The following is an 8,441-nucleotide window of genomic DNA, read 5'->3' on the forward strand; positions in this document are numbered from 1 at the left end:
CTTTTCGGCAGCAGCGCGTCAAACTCAAGGGCTATTTTGCAAGGCCAGCGCCCGCACATGCCGCGCCTTCAGTTGGACGACGACTTGTTCCAGTTCGCGATCTGCTGGGTAATGTAGGTGCTGAGCGCAGTCAGCGACGCCATCTGCGTGTCCAGCGCCGTGTACTGCGCGCGCAAGCGCTTTTCCACCAGCTCCGCGCGGGCGTTCACCTTTTCCTGCTCGGTCGTGTTGCGGTCCACCGCGTCGTTGAGGGCCGTCGCCTTGTTTTCCATGAGCCCGCCCGTTGCCAGCAGGCCGACGGTGAAGTTCTTGAACTGCACGGCAATACCGCCGCTGGCCGTGCCGCTGGCCTCCGTCGCGAACAGGGTTTTGAGCGCTGCGGGGTCTTCCAGCGCCTCGTCGAGTGCGGTCGAGTCCACCGTGAGCGCGCCGCCGCGCGCCATGGATATGCCCATGTCCGACAGGCGCTGCAGCGTGCCCGAGCCGCTGGACGAGCCCATGGTGAGCATGCGCAAGGCATTCTGCAGGCTCACCGCCGTGCTGTCGCCCTGCAGAACGCCTGCCGTCTCGGTGTCGGAGTCGTACTTGGTCGAATCACTCAGCAAGGTGTTCACCGCGTTGTAGGCGTCCACGAACGCCTGGATGTTCGCCTTCATCGTGGCGGTATCCGCGCCCACGGTCATGGTCACGTCGCTGGTCGTCACTTGCGATGCCGTGATCTTCAGGCCCGGGATGGTGCTGGCGAACGTGGTGCTGGCCGATGTGATGTCGATGCCGTTGATCTTCGCCAAGGTGTTCTGGGCGTACTGGATGGTGTTGGCCGCCATGCCCGTGCTGGCCGCGTTCTCGGGGTCGAACGCCAGGGCCGACAGGCCGGGCGAGGCGCTGTCTTCCGTCGCCTGGATCCTGAAGCCAGAGGCCTCGCCCGTCTCCTTGGAGCGGATCATCAGGCGCTCGCCCGAGGCGTCGGTCAGGATCGTCGCCGTGACGCCCGCGTCGGCGTCGTTGATCTTCGCGGCGATGGACGTCAGCGTGTCCGTGGCGCTGACCTCGATGCTCACGGCATCGGCAGAGCCCGCCGTGAAGGTCGGCGACGAGGACGTGTCGGACCAGGTGCCCAACTGCAGCGTCAGCGTGCCCGCCCCCACCGTGCTGCCGGACGTGACGACACTGGACGCCACCGACTGCGAACGCGCCAGCTGCTGCACCGACATGGTGAACGACGTGGGGCTGGCCGTGCCGGACACGGTGGCCGACACCGCGCTGCTGTTGGACGACGTGACCGTGGTGCCGTTCCAGGAGCTGGCGAGCGTGAGCTTGGCTGCCGCGTCCGACAGCGTAGAGATCAGCGACTTGACCTGCGAATAGGTCGAAATCTTGGTCTGTATGGACGCGGCTGCCGTCTGCAAGGTCGTCAGCGGCTGCGTCTCGATCGCCAGCATCTGGGTGATGATGCTTTCAACGTCCAGCCCGCTGCCTACGCCGATGGATGAAATGGTCATATCGCTCTCCTTGCCGCGTCCAGGCCACAAAGGGCGACCGGGTTACACGAAAACTGCATGATTCTTGCAAAAACCGGCCCCATTCAAAAGCCGAAAAAGCGGCAACGGGGGGGCCTCGTCGCCGCTTTGGGGGGCCGGGCATGCCGCCCGGCCTGCTGGTCTGCTGCCCTGCGGCTTACTGCAGCAGCGACAGCACTTGCTGCGGCAGCTGGTTGGCCTGCGCCACCATGGCCGTGCCCGCCTGTTGCAGGATTTGCGTGCGCGACAGGTTGGCCGTTTCCTTGGCGAAGTCGGCGTCCACGATGCGGCCGCGCGATGCGGAGATGTTCTCCGTCATGATGTCGATGTTGTTCACCGAGTTCTCGAAACGGCTTTGCAGGGCGCCCAGGTCGGCACGGGCAGAGTTCACCTGGTCGATGGCGTCGTCGATTTTCTTGAGGGCCACCCAGGCGTCCTTTTGCGTCTCGACCGTCAGGGTATCGATGCCCTCGACGTCGTCACCCGATGCGGCAGCAAAAGTGACGCTGCCCAGGCCCGTAGTCGTCGCGGCGAAGCCACTCAGGACCGGAATCACAGCGTCGCCGTTCTCGTCAACCTTGGACGACATCAGCTCCACCGCGTAGGTGCCATCGTCGTTCTTGGTCAGGAAGGCGGTCACACCCGTGTCGGCCGACTTGTTGTTGATGGCCGAGACGACATCACCCAGGCGCTCCACGGCCGAAGATGCCGCGTCCAGCGCGCCCAGGTCGTACGTGGTCCCGTCAACTTCGATGGTGAGGGTGCCCGCATCGATGGCCGTGGCGTAGTCGGTGATGGCGGTGGTGTCGATAGCCGAGTCCGAAGCCTCGGCGTAGGCAATGCTGGACAGGCCCGCAGCGGAAGAATCCGTCAGCGCGCCGACGGTGATGTTGTCGCCAGCGTTCGCGCCGACCTGGAACAGGGCGCCGGCAAAGGAGCCGTCCAGGATCTTGGCACCGTTGAACGTGGTCTGCTTGGCCACGCGGTCGATTTCGTCGGTGAGCTGTTTCACTTCGGCCTGCAGGGCCTCGCGGTCGGCCGTGCTGTTGGTGGCGTTGCTGGCCTGCACGGCCAGTTCGCGCATGCGCTGCAGCATGTCGCCCACCTTGCCCAGCGCGCCTTCGGCCGTCTGCGCCAGCGAGATGCCGTCGTTGGCGTTGCGGGCGGCCACGGTCAGGCCCTTGATCTGGGTGTTCATGCGCTCGGCGATGGCCAGGCCGGCGGCGTCGTCCTTGGCGCTGTTCACGCGCAGGCCCGACGACAGGCGCTGCATGGACGTGGCCAGCGAGCCTGCGGACAGGCTCAGGTTGCGCTGTGCGTTCAGCGAGGGGATGTTGGTGTTGATGGTAGAGGCCATTTGAATGCTCCTTGGTGACTGTATTTCCGGCGCAACCGCCGGTCACAACGCTGGCAACGCCAGCAGCCAAGACCGGGGCGGCAGTAACGTGAATCCTTCCATCGCTTGCCGGTCAACAAATTCGCTTCGAACCTGTTGGATGGGTTATCGGGCAGCCCCCGGGGAAACTTGAGCGTTTCGTAACAAAAATCTCCGCCCTGAGCGCCAGCCCCTTGCCCCACACGCAGGGCCGCGCCCATGGATTACAAGCCAAATTGGCCTCTAGCGCTTATGCAGCATGCACATTAAGCTATGAAAACATGAGCAATCAGCCGCCGTTTGCAGCAGCAGGCGCTGCCGCAGCAGCGGGGGCTGCTTGACATTTGAAGGACACGGAACAGCGGAGATAAGGGGCCTTCTGCCCTTTTTTCCCCCCGCCACCATCTTCCGGGCTGTTGAAAAATTCTTCCAACGCTAGGGTTACCAACTGCGAATGGTGTCCTTGGTCATGGCAGCGATGCCTCAGTTCTTTGAAGGAGTTCCGCAATGGCCTCAACCATCAACACCAACATTGCTTCGATCAATGCCCAGCGCAACCTGAGCCTCTCGGCCTCGTCGCTGGCCACGTCCATGCAGCGCCTGTCGTCGGGCCTGCGCGTGAACAGCGCCAAGGACGACGCCGCCGGCCTGGCCATCGCCGAGCGCATGAACACCCAGGTCAAGGGCCTGACGGTGGCGTCGCGCAACGCCAACGACGGCATCTCGCTGGCGCAGACGGCCGAAGGCGCTTTGGGCAAGGTCGGCGACATGCTGCAGCGCATGCGCGAGCTGGCGGTGCAGGCCAGCAACGCCACCAACAGCGCCGCCGACCGCGCGGCCCTGCAGGCCGAAGTGAAACAGCTCTCCGACGAAATCGACCGCGTGGCCAAGCAGACCACGTTCAACGGCACCAAGATACTGGACGGCTCTTTCGTGGGCGCCGTGTTCCAGGTGGGCGCCAACTCGGGCGACAACGTGACCCTGGGCGCGCTGGCCGACACGCGCGCCGCCGGGCTGTCGAGCATCGACTACGCCACCTTGTCGGCCCCGAGCATCGACAGCGACAACACGACCATCACCGACTACGCCACGGCCATCGCTGCGGGCGACCTCAGCATCACGGTCGGCACGACGACCGTCGAGCTGGGCGCGATCGATGCCGCAACGTCGGGCCTGGAACGCCTGGGCGATGTCGTCTCGGCCATCAACAACAAGTCGGCCGACACGGGCGTGACCGCGTACCTGACCGAGAACGCCGACGGCACCTACGCGCTGGAGTTCATGTCGTCCAAGCTCGACGCCACCACCGGCGACCCCTTGGCCGTGACCCTGACCGGCTTTACGGAAGCGAACTCGGGCTTTGACGCCGCCACCGTGACCGCCACCTTCACTGCCGCGACGGACGACGAAAAGGTCGGCATCGACGACGTCACGGTGGAGACCCAGCGCGACGCCTGGGTGGCCCTGAAGAAGATCGACAGCGCCATCGACCAGATCAACTCTGCCCGCGCCGACCTGGGCGCGCTGCAAAGCCGCTTCGAGAACTCGGTGAACAACATCGACATCCAGGTGGAAAACCTGGCCGCCGCGCGCGGCCGCATCGTGGATGCCGACTTCGCCAAGGAAACGGCCAACCTGTCGCGCACGCAGATCCTGCAGCAGGCGGGCACGGCCATGGTGGCGCAGGCCAACCAGCTGCCGCAGCAGGTGCTGCAGTTGCTGCAGAGCTGACCCCGTAGCAGCCGCGCCCTGGCGGCGCTGGCCCTGGAGCTTTTCATGTCATGCAGGCAGACCGTCTGCTGGCGAACGTTCATGCGCTCCCTTGCAGTTTTGGCGCGCCCTGCGTCTCTGACAGAATAGCCCCATCATGTTCGTCATCATCGGTTACATCGTCTGCTTTGGCTGCATCTTCGGGGTGTACATACTGCACGGCGGCAACATCGCGGTCGTCCTGAAGGCGCTGCCGTTCGAGATCGTGACCATCCTGGGCGGCGCGCTGGGCGCTTTCGTGGTGAACAACCAGCCCAAGGTGCTCAAGGCCACGATGGCGGCGCTGCCGACGGCGCTCAAGGGCTCCAAGTACACCAAGGCGCGGTACATGGAGCTGATGTCCATGCTCTACGAGGTTCTGCAGAAGGCCCGCAAGGAAGGGCTGATGGCGATCGAGAAGGATGTCGAGGCGCCGCACGAATCCGAAATCTTCAAGAAGTACCCCACGGTGGGCGGCGACCACCACGTGATCGAGTTCCTGACCGATTACCTGCGCATGATGGTGTCGGGCAACCTGAACGCGCACGAGATCGAAGCGCTGATGGACAACGAGATCGAGACCCACCACGAGGAGGCGCATGCCCCCGTTGCCGCCCTGGCGCGGCTGGCGGGCGCGCTGCCCGCGTTCGGGATCATCGCCGCCGTGCTGGGCGTGGTGAACACCATGGGCTCGGTGGGGCAGCCGCCCTCGGTGCTGGGCGGCATGATCGGCTCGGCCCTGGTGGGCACCTTCCTGGGCATCCTGCTGGCCTATGGCGTGGTGGAGCCGCTGGGCGGGCTGGTGGAGCAGAAGACGCAGGACGCGGCCAAGGAGCTGCAGTGCATCAAGTCCACGCTGCTGGCCAGCATGCAGGGCTACAACCCGGCCACGGCCATCGAGTTCGGCCGCAAGGTGCTGTTCTCGGACGTGCGCCCCAGCTTCTCGGAGCTGGAGGGCCACGTGAAGGGCAAGAAGTAACCACCACAGGCAGGCGGCATGGCCGAAAAGAAGCTCCAGCCCATCATCATCAAGCGCATCAAGAAGGGCGGGCACGCTGCGCATGGCGGCGCCTGGAAGATCGCCTACGCCGACTTCGTGACGGCCATGATGGCGTTCTTCCTGCTCATGTGGCTGCTGGGCTCCACGGCCAAGGGCGAGCTGCAGGGGATTGCCGCCTACTTCAACTCGCCGCTCAAGGTGTCGATGGCCGGTGGCGACGGCTCGGGCAACAGCTCCAGCATCATCCCGGGCGGCGGCAACGACCTGGCCAAGGTGCATGGCCAGGTGCGGCGCTCCGACGTGGAGCAGGCCAAGCAGCGCCGCATGAGCATCGACGCCGCGCGCGCCGAGCGCGCCCGGCAGGACCAGGAACGCATCAAGGCCCTGCAGGCCAAGATCGACGCCATGATCACCGAGAACCCGCGCCTGAACGAATACAAGTCGCAGATCCGCATCGACGTGACGCCCGACGGCCTGCAGATCCAGATCGTGGACGACCAGAACCGGCCCATGTTCGACAGCGGCAGCGCGCTGGTCAAGCCCTACATGCGCGACATCCTGCGCGAAATCGGCGCGGCGCTGGGCGGCGTGGAAAACCGCATCAGCCTGGCCGGCCACACCGACGCCGTGCCCTACGGCAACAGCGACCGGGGCTACAGCAACTGGGAGCTGTCGGCCGACCGCGCCAACGCCTCGCGCCGCGAACTGGTGGCGGCAGGCATGCCAGACGCTAAACTGGGCCGCGTCGTGGGCCTGGCAGCCAGCGATCTGCTGGAGCCGAACAACCCGCGCGCCCCGGCCAACCGGCGCATCACCATCACGGTGCTGACCCGCGAGGCCGAGGAGCGGCTCATGGGCAAGGGCATCCCGGAAATCACTTCGGCAGAGCTGCTGGATGAAAAGCGGGAGAATCCCTCACCCGGCAGATGACGGTTACGACTTGTCACCACCCCTGCCGCCCATCACAATCTGTTTCCAGAACCTGTTCCTTCCGACCGAAAGGGTCCCACGTGACCACTGCCCTTCGTTTTTTGATCGTTGACGATTTCTCCACCATGCGCCGCATCGTGCGCAACCTGCTCAAGGAAAGCGGGTTCGCCGACGCCGACGAGGCCGAAGACGGCGTGGCCGCGCTCAACAAGCTGCGCAACGGCAAGTTCGACTTCGTGGTGACCGACATCAACATGCCCAACATGAACGGGTTCCAGTTGCTGGCAGAGATCAAGAAGGACGACAAGCTCAAGCACCTGCCGGTGCTGATGGTCACGGCCGAGGCCCGCAAGGAGGACATCGTCGCCGCCGCGCAGGGCGGCGCCGCAGGCTACATCGTCAAGCCCTTCACCAAGGCCACGCTGGAGGAGAAAGTCACCCTGATCCTCAAGAAGATGGGGCTGTGACGCCATGGACGCCACACCGGACAACGGCCAGCCGCAGCCCGAGCCATCGGCCGACGTACACCACAAGATCGGCCAGCTCACCCGCCAACTGCACGACGCGCTGAACGAACTGGGCTACGCCGACAAGCTGCGCGGCTCCATGGGCGAGCTGCCCGACGCGCAAAGCCGCCTGTCCTACATCGCCCGGCTGACCGGCGAGGCGGCCGAGAAGGTGCTCAACCGCGTGGAGCAGGCCAAGGCGCAGCACGACTACATCGCCGCCGAAACGCGCCGCGTGGTCGCGTCCCTGGTCAAAGACCCGGTGGCTGCGGTCGCCAAGGGCGAGATCATGAACTTCCTGACCGACGTGGAGCGCGTGACCAAGGAGGCCGACACGCACCTGACCGAGATCATGATGGCGCAGGACTTCCACGACCTCACCGGCCAGGTGATCGCCCGCGTGGTGAACCTGGCGGGCACCATCGAGGAGCAGCTGGTGCAACTGCTCATCCAGACCGCGCCGCCCGGCGCCCCCGTGGCCTCTGCCGAACCCAAACCCGCCGCCCACCTGCAAGGCCCGGTGGTGGACCCGCAAAACACCCCCGACGTGGTGACCGACCAGTCGCAGGTGGACGACCTGCTGGCCAGCCTCGGGTTCTAGGTTTTATATAAAAACAGGCTGCAGCGCTTATCCAGCAAGCGCCGTTAGCTATCAATACAGCAGCAAAGCGCCTCGGCTGCCGTGGTGCTGCCTGCAGCCAGTTCGCCGCCCGCCAACGTGCAAGCCGCACCCCTGGAGAGAGAAGAACCATGATCAGCATCCTGCAACGCGTGCGCGAAGCCCGCGTGGACGTGGACGGGCACACGGTGGGCGCCATCGGCCCCGGCCTGCTGGCCCTGGTGTGTACCGAGCGCGGCGACACCGAGGCCGAGGCGGACAGGCTGCTGGCCAAGGTGCTCAAGCTCCGCATCTTCAGCGACGCGGCGGGCAAGATGAACAAGAGCCTGCAGGACGTGGGCGGCGGCCTGCTGCTGGTCAGCCAGTTCACCCTGGCGGCGGACACCGCGGGCGGCAACCGCCCGAGCTTCACCCAGGCCGCCGCGCCGGATGAGGGGCGGCGGCTGTTCGACTACCTGGTGGCCCAGGCCCGCGCCGCGCACCCGCAGGTCGCCACAGGGCAGTTCGCGGCGGACATGCAGGTGCATCTGGTGAACGACGGTCCGGTGACGATTCCGCTGCGCATGGCACCCACGGCGCTTTGAAATCAATAGCAGCCAGTGATTGGTGGCAAATGGCGGTTTCAAGTCCAAGTGCAACAAATATTCAATGCACAGGGTCTGGCTGCTGGCTCAATCGAGCCAAGTGCTCGGCATAGACCTCAATGGGCTTGCGCCAACCCAGGGTCATCCTGGGGCGGCCA

Annotated in this window: 8 protein-coding genes; 6 read left to right on the forward strand and 2 right to left on the reverse strand. The window is 65.3% G+C overall.

What is annotated here, in order from left to right:
• Positions 1 to 68: 68 nt before the first annotated feature.
• Positions 69 to 1,502 carry a flagellar filament capping protein FliD gene (gene fliD, locus QM569_RS02770; protein WP_414985698.1) on the reverse strand — a complete coding sequence of 478 codons (1,434 nt, stop codon included), beginning with the start codon at positions 1,500 to 1,502 and terminating at the stop codon, positions 69 to 71.
• 175 nt (positions 1,503 to 1,677) lie between these two features.
• On the reverse strand, positions 1,678 to 2,877 hold the full coding sequence (locus QM569_RS02775) for a flagellin (protein ID WP_414985699.1): 1,200 nt from the start codon (positions 2,875 to 2,877) through the stop codon (positions 1,678 to 1,680).
• 525 nt (positions 2,878 to 3,402) lie between these two features.
• Between QM569_RS02775 and QM569_RS02780 the strand changes: the two genes are divergently transcribed.
• From QM569_RS02780 to dtd, 6 genes are all read left to right on the forward strand, one after another.
• Positions 3,403 to 4,626, forward strand: a complete 1,224-nt coding sequence (locus QM569_RS02780) for a flagellin (protein ID WP_414985700.1) — start codon at positions 3,403 to 3,405, stop codon at positions 4,624 to 4,626.
• 136 nt (positions 4,627 to 4,762) lie between these two features.
• On the forward strand, positions 4,763 to 5,623 hold the full coding sequence (gene motA / locus QM569_RS02785; RefSeq protein WP_414985701.1) for a flagellar motor stator protein MotA: 861 nt from the start codon (positions 4,763 to 4,765) through the stop codon (positions 5,621 to 5,623).
• Positions 5,624 to 5,641: 18 nt separating this feature from the next.
• Positions 5,642 to 6,574 (forward strand): flagellar motor protein MotB, encoded by a 933-nt coding sequence (gene motB / locus QM569_RS02790; RefSeq protein ID WP_414985702.1) that lies wholly within the window; start codon positions 5,642 to 5,644, stop codon positions 6,572 to 6,574.
• An 80-nt stretch (positions 6,575 to 6,654) separates the two neighbouring features.
• A complete protein-coding gene (gene cheY / locus QM569_RS02795; protein WP_137747655.1) occupies positions 6,655 to 7,041 on the forward strand; it encodes a chemotaxis response regulator CheY in 387 nt (128 codons plus the stop codon).
• Between the two features lie 4 nt (positions 7,042 to 7,045).
• Positions 7,046 to 7,681: a protein phosphatase CheZ gene (locus QM569_RS02800; RefSeq protein ID WP_414985703.1), complete on the forward strand. Its 636-nt coding sequence runs from the start codon at positions 7,046 to 7,048 to the stop codon at positions 7,679 to 7,681.
• A gap of 149 nt (positions 7,682 to 7,830) precedes the next feature.
• On the forward strand, positions 7,831 to 8,283 hold the full coding sequence (gene dtd / locus QM569_RS02805; protein ID WP_414985704.1) for a D-aminoacyl-tRNA deacylase: 453 nt from the start codon (positions 7,831 to 7,833) through the stop codon (positions 8,281 to 8,283).
• The last annotated feature ends 158 nt before the right edge of the window (positions 8,284 to 8,441 follow it).

It is taken from the genome of Acidovorax sp., from assembly GCF_047607405.1.
GTDB lineage: Bacteria > Pseudomonadota > Gammaproteobacteria > Burkholderiales > Burkholderiaceae_C > Acidovorax.